Source organism: Frankia sp. CeRuru1 (assembly GCF_977966315.1).
Genome location: NZ_CDWWEW010000089.1, coordinates 1 through 14,900, shown reverse-complemented (window position 1 = coordinate 14,900; position 14,900 = coordinate 1). Strand labels below are relative to the sequence as shown.

Here is a 14,900-nt window from a genome sequence, read left to right as displayed (position 1 = left end):
CCCATGGTGATGTCGGGACGAGTGGGCCGGGTGTCCTGTTACAGTCGCCTAACCGACCTCGGCGACCGGCCGGGGGAGGCGATCCGCACTGGGCAGGATGTCCACTTCCCGTCGGTCCGCAATCCCAGCAGGAGGAGCCGTGCTCACCGCCTTCACGCGGGCATTCCGCACGCCTGACCTGCGCAAGAAGCTGCTGTTCACCGTCGGTATCGTGGTGCTGTTCCGGTTCGGCAGCGTCATGCCGTCGCCGGGTGTCTCGACGTCGGCAGTGAACACCTGCCTGGACTCGGCGAGTGCCGACAGCAGCAACGTCTACTCGCTGATCAACCTGTTCAGTGGTGGGGCTCTGCTGCAGCTGTCCATCTTCGCGCTTGGCATCATGCCGTATATCACATCGAGTATCATCATTCAGTTGCTCGTTGTGGTGATCCCTCGGCTGGAGCAGCTGAAGAAGGAGGGCAGCTCGGGCGAGCAGAAGCTTACGCAGTACACCCGGTACCTGACGATCGCCCTCGGTCTTCTGCAGGCCACCGGCATCGTGGCGCTGGCCCGCAGCGGCCGGCTGTTCCCCGACTGTTCGGCCGCCATCATCCCGGACACGAGCCTGTTCCGGATCGCGACAATTGTCATCACGATGACAGCGGGTACCTCGGTCATCATGTGGATGGGTGAGCTGATCACCGCCCGAGGGGTCGGCAACGGCATGTCGCTGCTGATCTTCACCTCGATCGCGGCGAGGCTTCCCTCCGAAGGCGGACGCATTCTCCAGGTCGCCGGCGGTGTGGTGTTTGGCCTGGTGCTCCTGCTCGGTCTCGCGATCGTCGTGTTCGTCGTGTTCGTCGAGCAGTCTCAGCGTCGCATCCCGGTCCAGTACGCCAAGCGTCTGATCGGGCGGCGGATGTACGGCGGGACGTCGACCTACCTGCCGATCAAGGTCAACCAGGCCGGGATCATCCCCGTCATCTTCGCGTCCTCGCTGCTGCAGCTCCCTCAGCTCGCCGGACAGGTGTGGAGCAACCAGAGCTTCCAGGACTTCGAGCAAAGATACCTCTCCAGGGGAGACCATCCACTCTATCTGGTGACATATTTTGCACTCATCATCTTCTTCACCTATTTTTATGTTGCGATCACCTTCAACCCGACGGAGGTCGCGGACAATATGAAGAAGTATGGTGGGTTCATCCCCGGGATCAGGCCGGGGAACCCGACGGCGGAGTACCTCAAACATGTACTCGACCGAATCACGCTCCCGGGATCGCTGTTCCTTGGCGTGATCACGGTTCTTCCGTTGGCACTGCTGAACCTGACCAAGGACCAGCCGTTCCCCTTCGCGGGCACGTCGGTTTTGATCATGGTGGGGGTTGGGCTGGAAACCGTGAAGCAGATCGAAAGCCAGCTCATGCTCCGTAATTACGAAGGTTTCCTCCGGTAGTGCGCCTCGTACTGGTCGGGCCGCCCGGTGCCGGAAAGGGCACCCAGGCCGCGTTCATTGCCCAGGCGCGGTCGATCCCCAAGATCTCCACCGGGGACATCTTCCGGGCGAATGTGCGACAGGGAACGGAACTGGGCGTCAAGGCCAAGGCCTTCATGGATGCCGGTGATCTCGTACCGGACGAGATCACCATCGGTATGGTCCGCAACCGCTTGGCCGAGGACGACGCGGTCAAGGGATTCCTGCTCGATGGTTTCCCTCGCAACGTCCCGCAGGCCGAGGTGCTCGGGCAGATGCTCGATGGCATGGGGACCCGTCTGGACGTGGTGCTCGAGCTCGTCGTCGACGACGACGAGGTGGTGCGCCGGCTGTCCGGTCGGCGAACCTGTCGGAACTGCGGTCATATCTGGCACATCGACTTCGACCCGCCGTCGGTCGAGGGCGTCTGTGACCGGTGTGGTGGCGAGCTGTTCCAGCGCGACGACGACCGGTCGGAGACGGTCCGTCATCGGCTCGAGGTCTACGCGGACCAGACGTCGCCGCTGGTGGCGTACTACGCCGAAAAGGGCATCCTGATCGGTATCGACGCCACCGGACCGGTGGACAACGTCACCGACCGCGCGCTCGACGCCCTGCGGCACTACGGCGACTGAACCCGTCGGCCTGGTCCGGGCCGCGGACCAGGCTGAACGTGGCTCCCGAGCTTTTCGCGGAAGATCGTTGGAGTACGTCCTGCGGGGGTCGGCGGCTAACATCGGAAACGGACACAACACGAACACGGACCGGGGCGACGAGCGTGGCGCGACGAGAACACGTCCAGATCAAGACGGCGGCGGAGATCGCCAAGATGCGGGTTGCTGGCCTGCTCGTCGCGAAGACGCTGGCGCGGCTGCGTGACGCGGTCGTCCCCGGGGTCACCACGGCCGAGCTGGACGCCCTTGCCGAGAAGACGATCCGGGACGACGGCGGTATCCCGTCCTTCAAGGGCTATGCCCAGCCGCCGTATCCGGCCTCGATCTGCAGCTCGGTCAACAACGAGGTGGTGCACGCCATCCCCACCCGCAAGCGGGTGCTGCGCGAGGGCGACATCATCTCGATCGACTGCGGGGCGATCGTGGACGGCTGGCATGGGGACGCCGCGATCACCGTGCCGGTCGGTGAGGTCGCCCCGGAGGTTCTCGCGATGATCGACACGTGCGAGGGCGCGCTGTGGGCGGGCCTCGCCGCCGCCCAGCTCGGTGGAAAGCTCACCGACATCAGCGCCGCCGTCGAGCGGCATGTCCGTCCACATGGCTACGGCATCGTCGATCACTACGGGGGCCACGGCATCGGCAGCGAGATGCACCAGCCCCCCCACGTGCTCAACCACGGCCGGCCCGGCCGTGGCATCCGGCTGATCGAGGGCCTTGCGCTGGCCATCGAGCCCATGATCACCATGGGGTCGCCGGACACGGCCGTGCTCCCCGACGACTGGACCGTCGTGACCCGCGACGGCAGCCTCGCCGCCCACATCGAGCACTCGGTGGCAATCACTCCGCGTGGGCCGTGGGTGCTGACGGCGCCGGACGGCGGAGCGGCGAAACTCACCGAGCTCGGGGTCGCCTGCGGGCAGCCGGCTGACGCCCCGTCTGGAACCGGCTGAACCGGCTGAGGTCGCGTCGACTCTGAGCGGGGGTCGTGTTGACCCTTGACGGGGGTCGCCGCGTACACTCTTTAGCTGGCGGTCTTCTCACGCCGGTGTGCTCCACCGTGTCGATAGCAGTCCTGTCCATGGCAGTTGCGGTCGGTGGCAGTGTGGTTGGTGGGTTCGGGCTCCTCTCGGGGTAGTTCAAGCCTCTGACCTTGGCTTTTCCGAATATTTCGGAGGGCCGACCGGTCGCGGCCGAGCCGCCGTCCCATAGCCGACGTCAGGACAGCGGAGGACATGCCGAAGAAGGACGGGGCCATCGAGATCGAAGGCCGTGTGGTGGAGCCGCTCCCGAACGCGATGTTCCGGGTGGAGCTCCAGAACGGTCATCGTGTTCTCGCCCACATCAGCGGGAAGATGCGCCAGCACTACATCCGGATCCTGCCGGAGGACCGCGTCGTGGTCGAGCTCTCGCCCTACGACCTGTCCCGCGGCCGCATCGTCTACCGCTACAAGTAGTCGATCTCTTCTCACTCGCCCGTAGCTCCACTCAATCGCCACGCGCGGCCCGCGGCTGCGCAGGAGGTCCGCAACAGCCGTGAAGGTCAAGCCCAGCGTCAAGAAGATCTGCGACAAGTGCAAGGTGATCCGTCGCCACGGGCGAGTCATGGTCATCTGCGACAACCTTCGTCACAAGCAGCGTCAGGGCTGATGTCCTGACGGGTGCGGCCTCGTCCCGGCGGGTGGCGCAGCACGTGCCGCCCGCCGAGAGGCGGCCCACCGCATCCAAGCGATGCCAGGCGTCCCATCCGGGACGACCCACCCCCGGTCGGAGGCCGGGGCCCGCCCGGCCCGGCGCCGGCCGGGACGGCATCGCCCGAGACCTCCGGCCGCAGGAAGGAAACATCCGTTCATGGCACGCCTCTCCGGCGTCGACCTTCCCCGCGAGAAGCGGGTTGAGATCGCTCTGACCTACATCTTCGGGATCGGCCGCAGCCGCTCCCGGGACACCCTCGCCGCCACCGGGGTCAACCCGGACACGCGTGTTCGTGATCTGAGCGAGGAAGAGATCGTCAGACTGCGCGACTGGATCGACGCGAACTACCGGGTCGAGGGTGACCTCAACCGGGAGATCAAGCAGGACATTCGCCGCAAGATGGAGATCGGATGCTACCAGGGGCTCCGTCACCGGCGTAACCTGCCCGTCCACGGCCAGCGCACGCACACCAACGCGCGCACCCGCAAGGGCCCGCGCCGCGCCATCGCCGGCAAGAAGAAGGCCGGCAAGAAGTAGTCAGGGTCCCCGGCGGACCGCTCGGGCCCGCCGCCGCCGACCACTGATCGACGACCTCGTACACGGAGACCACACGCGAACATGCCTCCCAAGACGCGCGCAGCCGGCGCCAAGAAGGTCCGGCGCAAGGAAAAGAAGAACGTCGCCCACGGACATGCTCACATCAAGAGCACGTTTAACAACACGATCGTCTCCATCACCGACCCGTCCGGGAACGTGATCTCCTGGGCCTCGGCGGGCCATGTCGGCTTCAAGGGCTCCCGCAAGTCCACGCCCTTCGCCGCCCAGATGGCGGCCGAGAACGCGGCCCGCAAGGCGCAGGAGCACGGGATGCGCAAGGTCGACGTCTTCGTAAAGGGCCCGGGTTCCGGCCGGGAGACCGCGATTCGTTCCCTGCAGGCCGCGGGCCTCGAGGTCGGTGCGATCCAGGACGTCACCCCGACCCCGCACAACGGTTGCCGCCCGCCCAAGCGGCGCAGGGTGTGACCATGCGGCGAGGCGGTCGCGGCCGGAGCTCCACGCCGGCCGGTGTCGTGGCGTTGCGTTCGAGTTCGCGCCAGGAAACGAGAGAGAAGGATTAGATGGCCCGTTACACCGGCGCGGACTGCAAGCGTTGCCGCCGCGAGAAGACCAAGCTGTTCCTCAAGGGCAGCAAGTGCGACACCCCGAAGTGCCCGATCGAGATCCGGCCCTACCCGCCGGGCGAGCACGGCCGTGGCCGCACCAAGGACTCCGAGTACCTGCTGCAGAAGCGCGAGAAGCAGAAGTGCGCCCGAATCTACGGCGTGCTGGAGAAGCAGTTCCGGGGCTACTACGACGAGGCGAATCGCCGGGCCGGCAAGACCGGTGACGAGCTGCTGAAGATCCTTGAGTCGCGGCTCGACAACGTCGTGTACCGGGGTGGCTTCGCACCCTCGCGGGACGCCGCCCGTCAGGCCGTCCGGCACGGCCACGTCCAGGTGAACGGCCGCAAGGTCGACATCCCCAGCTATCGGATCAGCGAGAACGACATCGTCGAGATCGCGCCGAAGGCCCGGGAGCTCACCCCGTTCATCGTGGCCCGGGAGACCGCGGGTCAGGGTCGGGCCGTTCCGGCCTGGCTGGAGGTGATCCCGAGCCAGCTGCGGATCCTGGTGCACTCGCTGCCGGCGCGGCAGGTGATCGACACTCAGGTGCAGGAACAGCTGATCGTCGAGCTCTACTCCAAGTAGGGTCTGCCGGCGTCGTCCCCGCAGTCAGGGGGCGGAGCACACTGGAGTCCGGGCGGGCCTCCGCCCGGACACCACCCCGTGGGCGGAACGGACCGATGTTCCGCTCACCGGCTCCCGTCAGGGGGCCTGCACCACACGGCGTCATATGGCGGTCGCCGTGGTCGGAAGGACGTTCTCATGTTGATCGCTCAGCGTCCCACCCTCATCGAAGACCCGATCTCCGAGTTCCGTTCACGCTTCGTGATCGAGCCGCTGGAGCCGGGCTTCGGCTACACCCTCGGTAACTCGTTGCGCCGGACCCTGTTGTCCTCCATTCCCGGTGCCTCGGTCACCAGCATCCGCATCGACGGCGTGCTGCACGAGTTCTCCACCGTGCCCGGCGTCAAGGAGGACGTGACCGACCTGATCCTGAACCTCAAGGAACTGGTCGTCAGCTCCGACAACGACGAGCCGACCGTGATGTACCTGCGCAAGCAGGGCCCCGGCGAGGTCACGGCGGCGGACATCGCCCCGCCGGCGGGCGTCGAGGTGCACAACCCCGAGCTGCGGCTCGCCATTCTGAACGACAAGGGCAAGCTCGAGATCGAGCTGACCGTCGAGCGGGGGCGCGGGTACGTCAGCGCGGCCCAGAACAAGCAGGCCGGCCAGGAGATCGGGCGGATCCCGATCGACTCGATCTACTCGCCGGTGCTGAAGGTGACCTACAAGGTCGAGGCCACCCGCGTCGAGCAGCGGACCGACTTCGACCGGCTCATCGTTGACGTCGAGACCAAGCCGTCGATCTCCCCGCGAGACGCGATGGCCAGCGCCGGCAAGACCCTGGTCGGCCTGTTCGGGCTGGCGCAGGAGCTCAACGCCGAGGCGGAGGGCGTCGACATCGGCCCGTCCGCCGCGGACGCGGCGCTGGCGGCCGACCTCGCGTTGCCCATCGAGGAGATGGACCTGACCGTCCGCTCCTACAACTGCCTCAAGCGTGAGGGCATCCACACGATCGGCGAGCTGGTCTCCCGTAGCGAGGCCGACCTGCTCGACATCCGTAACTTCGGGCAGAAGTCGATCGATGAGGTCAAGACGAAGCTGGGCGCGATGGGCCTGCAGCTCAAGGACTCCCCGCCCGGGTTCGACCCGCGCCAGGCCGTGGACACCTACGGCACCGACGCGTACAGCCCGTCGTTCTCCGACCCGTCCGACGACGGCGCGGAGTTCGTCGAGACCGAGCAGTACTGATCTCCACGAGGGCCTCCGCTTCCGGCGGGGGCCCTCGGCGACCCTCCGGTGGCGAGAGCCGCGTCCTTCGGGCGGGCAGCCTGGCTAGGCCGGTGACCAGCAGGACAGTGAAAGGAACGAGGAGCACTCATCATGCCCACGCCAACCAAGGGCGCCCGGCTCGGCGGCAGCCCCGCACATGAGCGGCTGCTGCTGGCCAACCTCGCCACCGCGCTGTTCGAGCACGGCGGCATCACCACCACCGAGGCGAAGGCCAAGCGGCTGCGTCCGTACGCCGAGCGTTTGGTGACCTTCGCCAAGCGGGGGGACCTGCACGCCCGCCGGCGCGTCATGCGCCAGGTACGCGACAACTCGGTCGTGCACACCCTGTTCACCGAGATCGGTCCGCGCTACGCGAACCGGAACGGTGGCTACACCCGGATCATCAAGATCGGCAACCGGAAGGGTGACAACGCCCCGCTGGCCCGGATCGAGCTGGTCGAGGCGCTGACTATCGGCCAGCAGGCCGTCAGTGAAGCCGAGCGGGCGCGGGACACTCGTTTCGAGGCTCGTCGCAAGCCCACCGGCGCCACCGCGGAGGCTGCGGAGGACTTGGCCCAGGAGTCGCCGACCGCGGCTGTTGTGGCAGCCGAGGCCGCGGAGCCGGTGGACACCCCCGCCGAAGGGGCCGCCGGCAAGCCGACGACCGGGCAGGCGGACGACTCCGGCACCGGGGAGGACTCCGCAAACTGAGATCCGGGCCGAAGGCCGGAATCTTCGGCCTTCGGCCCGGATCTCGCGTCTTGGAGTAGATCCGCGCAGGCCCGCCGCCCATGATGGGCGGCGGGCTTTCGTTTTAGTGCCGTCGCACCGCCGCGTCGTCGCTTGCACGGGGGAGAGACAGATGTCCGATCCGGGAGTTTCCGCGGGACGATGTCCCGCGGGTCGCGAGGCGGCTGCCCGCCGGTGATGACGATGACCGACGGGCTGGTTCGGCTGCGGCTGAACCTCTCCTACGACGGGACGCCGTTCGCAGGATGGGCCCGCCAGCCCGGCCAACGCACCGTGCAGGGCGATGTGGAGGATGCCCTTATGCGGGTGGCGCGGTTGCCGGCGGTACGGCTCACCGTCGCCGGACGGACCGATTCGGGCGTCCACGCCGTCGGCCAGGTAGCGCATGTTGATCTCCCGGACGACGTGCCGCTCGGCGGCCTCGCGCGGCGGCTGAACGGTGTCCTGGACCGGGCCGTGCGGATCATCGGGCTCGCCCCGGCACCGCCCGGCTTCGACGCCAGATTCTCCGCACTCTCCCGCCGCTACGTCTACCGCATCACCGACGCTCCGTATGGAGCCGAACCCCTGCGGCGCTTCGACACCCTGGCCTGGCCTCGTCCGCTCGACGTGCCCGCGATGGCGGCGGCGGCGCTGTTCCTGGTTGGCGAGCATGACTTCGCCGCGTTCTGCCGGCGCCGGGAAGGCGCGACGACCGTCCGCACGCTGCTGCGCCTCGATGTGCTCCGCCGGCCTGACGGGGTCGTCGTGGCCGACGTCGAGGCCGACGCCTTCTGCCACTCCATGGTCCGGGCGCTGGTCGGCGCCCTGCTTGCCGTCGGGGAGGGCCGCAAGCCGCCCCAGTGGCCCGCGGCGGTGCTGCACCGAGGCGTCCGGGACCCTGCCGTCACCGTTGCGCCGGCGCACGGCCTGACGTTGGTGGACGTGCGTTACCCGCCCGATCCCGAGTTGGCCGCCCGAGCCGAGGTCACCCGGGCCGTTCGGATTCCCCCCACGCCGTCCGGTTGAGGGTGGGGCCTGGTCGCCGGTGGGGCCTGGTCGCCGGTGGGTCAGTGGCGCGGGCCGTGGCCGAGTACTGCTCGGTCTCCGATGGGCTCGGTCGCGAGTGTGCTCAGATCGGTCTGGGCGTTCCGCAGCGCGGGATCGGTCCCTGCTCCCTGGGTGCCGTCGGTGTAGGCGACCTGCGTGTAGATGAGGTAGTGCCCGCGGGTGATCGCGCCCCGCCACGAGTTGTTCCCACCCGGGCCGGTGATCCGCGCGTTCGGAATCGAGTTGGCCGGGACGGGGAGGGGCACGATGCCACCGCGCCCCTGGTTGAGGATGCCCGCGGTGGCGGTGGCGGTGGCGAGCTCGTCGAGGACGAAGACGGTGACACCGGCCAGCACCTGGTGTCCGCTGTCCCCCGGGGTGCTGAGGAACAGCGTCCGCACCACCTGCCGGCAGCGCCGGTCCTTGAGCTGCGTGACCAGACCACCGGTGAGATCTGGGCAGCCGTTGTCCAGTTTGCGGGCGAGCCGCCGGTAGTTCCGTCCCTCGGCCTCGACCTGCTCGTCGGAGAAGAACTCGTCGGCGGTTACCGGGTCGGAGTCGAGGGTCGCGCTGTTGAGGAAGCCGGCCGGGATTGGTGGGAGCGTCTGCCGAGTGGTGGGCGTCTCGTGCCCGTTGTCCCCGCTGCGCACCGCCACGACCGCGACCGCCGCGACGAGGACGAGGACGGCCCCGGCGACGCCGGCCAGCAACCGCCGAGCGCCGCGGACCCCACGGTCCCCGGCCTGGTCCTGAGTGCTCCGCCCCCACCTCGACGGGTACGCGCCACGGGCGCTCGATGCGGCGGTGGCGGACGGTGCCGACCCGTCGACCGGATCGCCGTCGCCGAATCCGCCATCAGCCGCGGCGGGTAGGTGGGATTCGCCGGTTTCACCGATGCGGGTGGGACCGCCAGTAACGGCATCTGTGCCGGGGGAGACACCCGGATAGGCCGGCGTGTCCGAGTCCCGTGGACGGGATGCCGGGCGCTCATAGCGGGTCGGACCGGACGGCGGTACGGATGCGGCGCCGGTCCCGGCTGGCTCCGTGCCCAAGCTCGTGGTGGTCGGGGACGGTGTTATGCCGAGCGGTGTGGTGTTGGGCTGCGTGGTGTCGGGCGGTGTGATCCGCAGGGAGGTCGGCTTCGGCGAGAACGAGTACGTCCGGGATCCCCCGAACAGGGGATCGTCGGCCGGGGGAGTCCAGCCGTCGAGGTCGGGGTGCGGGCCACCCGGGCGGGGAATCGTCACTGCTGTCGGGCCCGTGGTGCCTCCCCGGTCGGCCGGACCGGTTGCCGGACCGCCGCCCTCCGGCGCGCCGGCCGACCGGCGGCCCTCGGCCGGCGCGGGAAAGGTCCGATCGTGGCCGGCGCCTCCGGACAGCGGGGTCGGCCCCTCGTGCCCGGGGGCTTCGTGCCCCTCGCGCCCGTCGGATCGCCCGCTGCCCATCTCCGTCATCCTGGTGAGAATAGCCAGCTTGTCGGCGAGATTCAGCGCGGTCAGGTGTCCATGGTCGGTGGCCGGGCCGCCTGCATGTCCGTCTCCCCTGCATGTCCGCACTGCCGGTACTGCCGGTACTGCCGGTACTGCCGCTTTCCGTGCCCCCCGGGTGGACCGGCCCCCCGGGTGGACCGCTCCGATCGCCTGGTAACCTCAAAGACTGCTGCGCGTGACACGTCCCGTCTGCGCGCTCCACATTCTTGACGAGATCATTCTTGACGAGATCCGTGAGAGGCCCCTTGGGAGTCTCCTGGCGGGATCGTCCGAACGAGAAGGCAGACCTGTGCGCACGTACCAGCCCAAGCCCGCGGATGTCCAGCGTGTGTGGCACGTCATCGATGCCACCGACGTGGTGCTCGGTCGGCTGGCGACCCAGGCCGCCACGCTCCTGCGTGGAAAGCACAAGCCGTACTTCGCTCCACACATCGACACCGGCGACTTCGTCGTCGTGATCAACGCGGGCAAGGTCGCCCTGAGTGGGAACAAGCGGGAGCAGGCCCAGTACCACCGGCACTCCGGTTTCCCGGGCGGTCTGCGCAGCACCTCCTACGGGGAGCTGCTCGATACCCGTCCGCAGATTATCGTCGAGAAGGCGATCAAGGGCATGCTGCCGAAGAACAAACTCGGCCGAGCCCAGGGGACCAAGCTGAAGGTCTATGCGGGTCCGACCCACCCGCATCAGGCGCAGCAGCCCACCCCATTCGAGATCATCCAGGTCGCGCAGTAGCCGCGGACCTCCTGAGCCGGTCGCCGGGCGGGGTCCTCCCGCCCGCCGGTACCGGCCCCGGGAACCACGCATCAACCGAGGAAGGAACGCGACGTGGCTGTCGTGACCGACGTACAGGGCAATCCCCGCGCCACCGGGCGGCGCAAGGAGGCGGTCGTCCGGGTGCGTCTGCTCCCGGGGACCGGGCAGTGGACGCTCAACGGGCGCACGCTTGAGCAGTATTTCCCGAACAAGGTGCACCAGCAGCTCGTCAACGAGCCGCTCAAGGCACTGGATCGGACGGAGTCGTACGACATCGTCGCCCGGCTGCACGGCGGCGGCGTCTCCGGGCAGGCCGGTGCGCTGCGGCTCGCCCTCGCCCGCGCGTTGACGCTGGCGGAGGAGGAGTCCCGGCCTACCCTGAAGAAGGCCGGCTTCCTGACCCGTGACGCTCGGGTCAAGGAGCGTAAGAAGTACGGGCTCAAGAAGGCCCGCAAGGCTCCGCAGTACAGCAAGCGCTGACCTTGGATCCCCTTCGCGGGCGTGCCCCCGGAGGCGCGCTCCTGGAGGGGATCGGTGCCACCGGTGCCCCCTCGGTCTCCGCCACGATCTTCGACAAGGGAGACCTCAATGGTGAGGCTCTTTGGCACCGACGGCGTCCGAGGTGTCGCCAACATCGATCTGACCGCCGAGCAGGCGTTGTCGCTGGCTTCCGCGGCGGTCGAGGTTCTCGCTGGGCCGAACCGGGCGAGTGGGCCCTCCAGGTCCGGTAAGCCGGTAGTGGTCGTCGGCCGGGACACGCGGCCCTCCGGGGAGTTCCTGGAGGCCGCGGTGGTCGCCGGGCTCGCAGCCTCCGGTGCCGACGTGGCCCGGATCGGGGTGGCACCCACGCCCGCGGTGGCTTACGCCGTCGCAGCCAGCGGCGCGATGTTCGGTGTCATGCTCTCCGCCAGCCACAACCCGATGCCGGACAACGGCATCAAGCTGTTCGCCGCCGGCGGCCTCAAACTGCCCGACGAGGTCGAGGACGCCATCGAGCGGCGGATGGCCCTACCTCCCAGCCGCCGTCCCGTCGGCGCCGACGTCGGTCGGGTCCACGACGAACCGGTTCTCCTCGACCGGTATGCGGCGCATCTGCTGGCCACGCTGCCGGTGCCGCTCGACGGCCTGCGGGTCGTCGTCGACTGTGCCCAGGGCGCCGCCTCCACCTTGGCCCCTCGGGTGCTGCGGGCGGCCGGAGCCGATGTCGTCGCGCTGCACGCCGACGGCGACGGGACAGCGATCAACGACGGCAGCGGTGCCACCCATCTCGACAGCCTGCGTGCCGCGGTCGTGGCGTACGGTGCCGACGTCGGCATCGCCCACGACGGCGACGCGGACCGTTGCCTCGCCGTGGACGCGACCGGTGAGGTCGTCGACGGCGACCAGATCCTGGCGATGTGTGCTCTGGCGCTGGCCGAGCGGGGTGAGCTGGTCGACGACACGGTGGTGGTCACCGTGATGTCGAATCTGGGCTTTCACCACGCGATGCGGGAGGCCGGTATCACCGTCGTCACCACACCCGTCGGGGACCGGTACGTGCTGGAGGCGATGCGCGCCGGAGGCTACGTGCTCGGCGGTGAGCAGAGCGGGCACGTGGTGTTCCTGGACTACGCGACGACCGGCGACGGGTTGTTGACGGCGTTGCGGATCCTGGGCCGGGTCGCCGAGACCGGACAACCGCTCGGCGAGCTCACCAAGGCGATGACCCGGTTGCCCCAGGTGTTGGTGAACGTGCGTGGCGTCGACCGGACGCAGGTGGACACCAATGAGGAACTGCTGCGGGCCGTCGCCCTGGCCAAGGCGGAACTCGGTGACGAGGGTCGGGTGCTGCTGCGGTCGTCCGGCACCGAACCCCTCGTGCGGGTGATGGTCGAGGCGGGCACCGACGCCGCCGCGCGGGCGGTCGCACAGCGGCTCGCTGCCGTCGTGCGCACCGCGTTGCCGCCGGCGCGCTGACCGATCCCGTCGCTGACCGGTCCCGCCGCGGCGACAAGCGGACACCTTGCCCCGAGCGTCCCCCGGTACGCTCTCACCTCCGGGAACCTGCGTACGCTGAGCCGCATGTGCGGGATCATCGGTTACGTCGGCGACCAGGCGGCACTGGATGTCGCATTGAACGGTCTGCGGCGGTTGGAGTACCGGGGTTACGACTCGTCGGGTGTCGCCGTGGTCGGCGCCGGGGCACTGCGGACGGCGCGTCGTGCCGGCAAGCTGTCCAACCTCGAGAAGCTGCTCGCCGAGAATCCGGATTCCAGGCTGATGCCCGGCACCACCGGCATGGGGCATACCCGGTGGGCCACGCACGGTGGACCGACCGATGCGAACGCCCATCCGCACACCGACTGCACCGGCGCTATCGCCGTCATCCACAACGGGATCATCGAGAACTTTGCCGCATTGCGGGTCGAGCTGGAGACGGTCGGCCACGAGCTCGCCAGTGAGACCGACACGGAGGTCGTCGCCCATCTCCTCGAAGTCGAGCTTGCTGGTGCCGGCGCTGGTGCCGACCGCGGGTACGACGGGGGCGCGCATCCGCTGACCGCCGCGCTGCGACGGGTCTGCCGGCGGCTGGAAGGCGCGTTCACCCTGGTCGTGCTGCACCGCGACTTCCCGGAGGTGGTTGTCGGGGCCCGGCGCAACAGCCCGCTAGTCGTGGGGCTCGGTCAGGGGGAGACCTTCCTCGCCAGCGACGTCTCGGCCTTCATCGCCCACACCCGGGAGGCGCTGGAGATCGGGCAGGATCAGGTGGTCGAGGCCCGCCGGGACGGCGTGACGGTGACCGACTTCGGCGGCCAGATCATCGAGGGCCGGCGGTACCACGTCGACTGGGATGCCAGCGCCGCCGAGAAGGGCGGCTACCCGTACTTCATGCTCAAGGAGATCAGCGAGCAGCCGACCGCCCTGGCAGACACGCTGCGCGGTCGGCTTTCCGCCGATGGTGCGATCGTGCTCGACGAGGAGCGGCTGTCTGTCCAGGATTTCCGGGACGTGGACAAGGTCTTCATCGTCGCCTGCGGCACCGCCTACCACGCCGGCCTCATCGCAAAGTACGCGATCGAGCACTGGACCAGGCTGCCCTGCGAGGTCGAGATGGCCTCGGAGTTTCGCTACCGCGACCCGGTGCTCGACCGGTCCACCCTCGTCATCGCGATCAGCCAGAGCGGCGAGACGCTGGACACGCTGATGGCGGTCAAACACGCGCGCGAGCAGAAGGCACGGGTGCTGGCCATCTGCAACACCAACGGTTCTACGATCCCTCGGGAGTCCGATGCGGTGCTGTACACCCGCTGCGGCCCGGAGGTGGGGGTCGCGTCCACCAAGACCTTCCTCGGGCAGGTCGCCGCGTGCCTTCTCGTTGGCCTGTTCCTGGCCCAGGTGCGCGGCGTGCTCTACGGCGACGAGGTCGCTGCGTACGTCGAGCGGCTCCAGCGTATGCCCGAGCTGATCGAACGGACGCTGGGAACGGTCGAGCCGGTGCGGGAGCTCGCCCGTGCCTTGGCCGACGCGAGGGCGGTGCTCTTCCTCGGTCGTCATGTGGGGTACCCGGTGGCCCTGGAAGGGGCCCTCAAGCTCAAGGAACTCGCCTATATGCACGCCGAGGGGTTCCCGGCGGGGGAGCTCAAGCACGGGCCGATCGCGCTCATCGAGCCCGGCCTGCCGGTGTTCGTCGTTGTGCCGTCCCCACGGGGTCGTGCCAACCTGCACGGAAAGATCGTTTCCAACATCCAGGAAGTCCGGGCGCGTGGCGCCCGCACGATTGTGATCGCGGAAGAGAGCGACACCGCCGTCGAACCGTTCGCCGATCATCTCATCCGCGTGCCCGCGACCGCGTCGCTGTTCGCGCCCCTGGTTACGACGCTACCGCTGCAGGTCTTCGCGTGCGAGCTGGCGCTTGCGCGCGGCCTCGATGTCGATCAGCCGCGTAACCTGGCGAAGTCGGTCACAGTCGAATAAGCCCTTCCCCACACGGCGCCTCCGGCGCGGTGTGGGGACCCCTGGCATCGGGGCCGTTCGGGGTTTCTGTCAGCTCGCCTTCGGCGAGCTTCCTGGGGGAGTCGTCGGGGG

At 68.8% G+C, this 14,900-nt stretch carries 16 protein-coding genes; 15 read left to right on the top strand and 1 reads right to left on the bottom strand.

What is annotated here, in order from left to right:
* Positions 1 to 139 precede the first annotated feature (139 nt).
* The 11 genes from secY (at position 140) to truA (ending at position 8,570) form a co-directional block, all read left to right on the top strand.
* Entirely contained in the window at positions 140 to 1,432 is a 1,293-nt protein-coding gene (gene secY, locus AC08OP_RS09270) for a preprotein translocase subunit SecY (protein ID WP_476591756.1), read from the top strand.
* On the top strand, positions 1,432 to 2,085 hold the full coding sequence (locus AC08OP_RS09265) for an adenylate kinase (protein ID WP_462185702.1): 654 nt from the start codon (positions 1,432 to 1,434) through the stop codon (positions 2,083 to 2,085). Before secY ends, AC08OP_RS09265 begins: the two co-directional genes overlap by 1 nt.
* A gap of 143 nt (positions 2,086 to 2,228) precedes the next feature.
* Positions 2,229 to 3,074 (top strand): type I methionyl aminopeptidase, encoded by an 846-nt coding sequence (gene map / locus AC08OP_RS09260; protein WP_462202436.1) that lies wholly within the window; start codon positions 2,229 to 2,231, stop codon positions 3,072 to 3,074.
* A gap of 282 nt (positions 3,075 to 3,356) precedes the next feature.
* Positions 3,357 to 3,578, top strand: coding sequence for a translation initiation factor IF-1 (gene infA, locus AC08OP_RS09255; protein WP_006541558.1), 222 nt, complete (start codon positions 3,357 to 3,359; stop codon positions 3,576 to 3,578).
* Between the two features lie 79 nt (positions 3,579 to 3,657).
* Complete coding sequence (gene rpmJ, locus AC08OP_RS09250; RefSeq protein ID WP_003956441.1) at positions 3,658 to 3,771, top strand: 50S ribosomal protein L36; 114 nt, start codon at positions 3,658 to 3,660, stop codon at positions 3,769 to 3,771.
* 201 nt (positions 3,772 to 3,972) lie between these two features.
* Positions 3,973 to 4,353 carry a 30S ribosomal protein S13 gene (gene rpsM / locus AC08OP_RS09245; protein ID WP_462202433.1) on the top strand — a complete coding sequence of 127 codons (381 nt, stop codon included), beginning with the start codon at positions 3,973 to 3,975 and terminating at the stop codon, positions 4,351 to 4,353.
* An 81-nt stretch (positions 4,354 to 4,434) separates the two neighbouring features.
* Positions 4,435 to 4,839, top strand: a complete 405-nt coding sequence (gene rpsK, locus AC08OP_RS09240) for a 30S ribosomal protein S11 (protein WP_011435061.1) — start codon at positions 4,435 to 4,437, stop codon at positions 4,837 to 4,839.
* Positions 4,840 to 4,934: 95 nt separating this feature from the next.
* Positions 4,935 to 5,564 (top strand): 30S ribosomal protein S4, encoded by a 630-nt coding sequence (rpsD, locus tag AC08OP_RS09235; protein WP_011435062.1) that lies wholly within the window; start codon positions 4,935 to 4,937, stop codon positions 5,562 to 5,564.
* 177 nt (positions 5,565 to 5,741) lie between these two features.
* Positions 5,742 to 6,791 carry a DNA-directed RNA polymerase subunit alpha gene (locus AC08OP_RS09230; protein ID WP_476613816.1) on the top strand — a complete coding sequence of 350 codons (1,050 nt, stop codon included), beginning with the start codon at positions 5,742 to 5,744 and terminating at the stop codon, positions 6,789 to 6,791.
* 132 nt (positions 6,792 to 6,923) lie between these two features.
* On the top strand, positions 6,924 to 7,523 hold the full coding sequence (gene rplQ, locus AC08OP_RS09225) for a 50S ribosomal protein L17 (RefSeq protein ID WP_476613815.1): 600 nt from the start codon (positions 6,924 to 6,926) through the stop codon (positions 7,521 to 7,523).
* Positions 7,524 to 7,745: 222 nt separating this feature from the next.
* Complete coding sequence (truA, locus tag AC08OP_RS09220) at positions 7,746 to 8,570, top strand: tRNA pseudouridine(38-40) synthase TruA (protein ID WP_462202429.1); 825 nt, start codon at positions 7,746 to 7,748, stop codon at positions 8,568 to 8,570.
* Between the two features lie 41 nt (positions 8,571 to 8,611).
* On the opposite strand, the gene AC08OP_RS09215 is transcribed toward truA, so the two are convergent.
* Entirely contained in the window at positions 8,612 to 10,036 is a 1,425-nt protein-coding gene (locus tag AC08OP_RS09215) for a hypothetical protein (protein ID WP_476613814.1), read from the bottom strand.
* Positions 10,037 to 10,370: 334 nt separating this feature from the next.
* Between AC08OP_RS09215 and rplM the strand changes: the two genes are divergently transcribed.
* The 4 genes from rplM (at position 10,371) to glmS (ending at position 14,789) form a co-directional block, all read left to right on the top strand.
* Positions 10,371 to 10,814 (top strand): 50S ribosomal protein L13, encoded by a 444-nt coding sequence (gene rplM / locus AC08OP_RS09210; protein ID WP_011435067.1) that lies wholly within the window; start codon positions 10,371 to 10,373, stop codon positions 10,812 to 10,814.
* Positions 10,815 to 10,907: 93 nt separating this feature from the next.
* Positions 10,908 to 11,315, top strand: a complete 408-nt coding sequence (rpsI, locus tag AC08OP_RS09205) for a 30S ribosomal protein S9 (protein ID WP_476598530.1) — start codon at positions 10,908 to 10,910, stop codon at positions 11,313 to 11,315.
* 108 nt (positions 11,316 to 11,423) lie between these two features.
* Positions 11,424 to 12,791: a phosphoglucosamine mutase gene (gene glmM, locus AC08OP_RS09200; RefSeq protein ID WP_476613813.1), complete on the top strand. Its 1,368-nt coding sequence runs from the start codon at positions 11,424 to 11,426 to the stop codon at positions 12,789 to 12,791.
* A 105-nt stretch (positions 12,792 to 12,896) separates the two neighbouring features.
* Positions 12,897 to 14,789: a glutamine--fructose-6-phosphate transaminase (isomerizing) gene (gene glmS / locus AC08OP_RS09195; protein ID WP_476613812.1), complete on the top strand. Its 1,893-nt coding sequence runs from the start codon at positions 12,897 to 12,899 to the stop codon at positions 14,787 to 14,789.
* Positions 14,790 to 14,900: the final 111 nt, after the last annotated feature.

Excerpts from the sequence above, each read along its gene's own strand:
- rpsD (WP_011435062.1), top strand. The coding sequence starts at position 4,935 with ATGGCCCGTTACACCGGCGCGGACTGCAAGCGTTGCCGCCGCGAGAAG.
- rpsM (WP_462202433.1), top strand. The coding sequence starts at position 3,973 with ATGGCACGCCTCTCCGGCGTCGACCTTCCCCGCGAGAAGCGGGTTGAG.
- rpsK (WP_011435061.1), top strand. The coding sequence starts at position 4,435 with ATGCCTCCCAAGACGCGCGCAGCCGGCGCCAAGAAGGTCCGGCGCAAG.
- glmS (WP_476613812.1), top strand. The coding sequence starts at position 12,897 with ATGTGCGGGATCATCGGTTACGTCGGCGACCAGGCGGCACTGGATGTC.
- rplQ (WP_476613815.1), top strand. The coding sequence starts at position 6,924 with ATGCCCACGCCAACCAAGGGCGCCCGGCTCGGCGGCAGCCCCGCACAT.
- AC08OP_RS09230 (WP_476613816.1), top strand. The coding sequence starts at position 5,742 with ATGTTGATCGCTCAGCGTCCCACCCTCATCGAAGACCCGATCTCCGAG.
- infA (WP_006541558.1), top strand. The coding sequence starts at position 3,357 with ATGCCGAAGAAGGACGGGGCCATCGAGATCGAAGGCCGTGTGGTGGAG.
- glmM (WP_476613813.1), top strand. The coding sequence starts at position 11,424 with ATGGTGAGGCTCTTTGGCACCGACGGCGTCCGAGGTGTCGCCAACATC.
- truA (WP_462202429.1), top strand. The coding sequence starts at position 7,746 with ATGACCGACGGGCTGGTTCGGCTGCGGCTGAACCTCTCCTACGACGGG.
- AC08OP_RS09215 (WP_476613814.1), bottom strand. The coding sequence starts at position 10,036 with ATGGGCAGCGGGCGATCCGACGGGCGCGAGGGGCACGAAGCCCCCGGG.